Raw genomic sequence first — 429 nt, forward strand, 5'->3', positions numbered from 1 at the left:
ACAGTGGTGAAAAAGATGAGATGATCGCGAGTGTGAATACCTTCTACACATCGGTAAAAGATGAGTCGAAGGTGTCATCTAAATTGATTAACTTTAACTTGCCTCAGTAAAGGTGAACCCTTGAGCTTATTGGTAGAGATACTACGGTAGAAATCAACCGAGTTTTCTAGCATCTGTACCGATACACCGCGGCGTTCAAAGAACAGACCAAACATCTTGTTAGCAAGACGAATAGCCTTAAAGCGGCGACGTTTCTCTGGCTCAATTGGTTTTAGCCTTAACTCGATACACTCAGCAAGCAGCTGATACACCATGTTACGCATCACACCACGCAAGTTTTTGCTGTAACAGAACACATCAACCGATTCTGGCGGTAACGCATCTTGATGCATCTTGCCTAACACCGTCTTCAGAGCATCAAGCATCGCC

The 429-nt window shown here is 44.3% G+C and carries 2 pseudogenes; one reads left to right on the forward strand and one right to left on the reverse strand.

The window, feature by feature from the left end:
• A pseudogene (locus tag A3712_RS28950) lies at positions 1-107 on the forward strand (class I adenylate cyclase); the annotation flags it as partial.
• Here A3712_RS28950 and A3712_RS19870 read toward each other — a convergent pair.
• Positions 105-429, reverse strand: a pseudogene (locus A3712_RS19870) (class I adenylate cyclase); the annotation flags it as partial. The pseudogenes A3712_RS28950 and A3712_RS19870 sit on opposite strands and share 3 nt — an antisense overlap.

Source organism: Vibrio sp. HI00D65 (genome assembly GCF_001635455.1).
GTDB lineage: Bacteria > Pseudomonadota > Gammaproteobacteria > Enterobacterales > Vibrionaceae > Vibrio.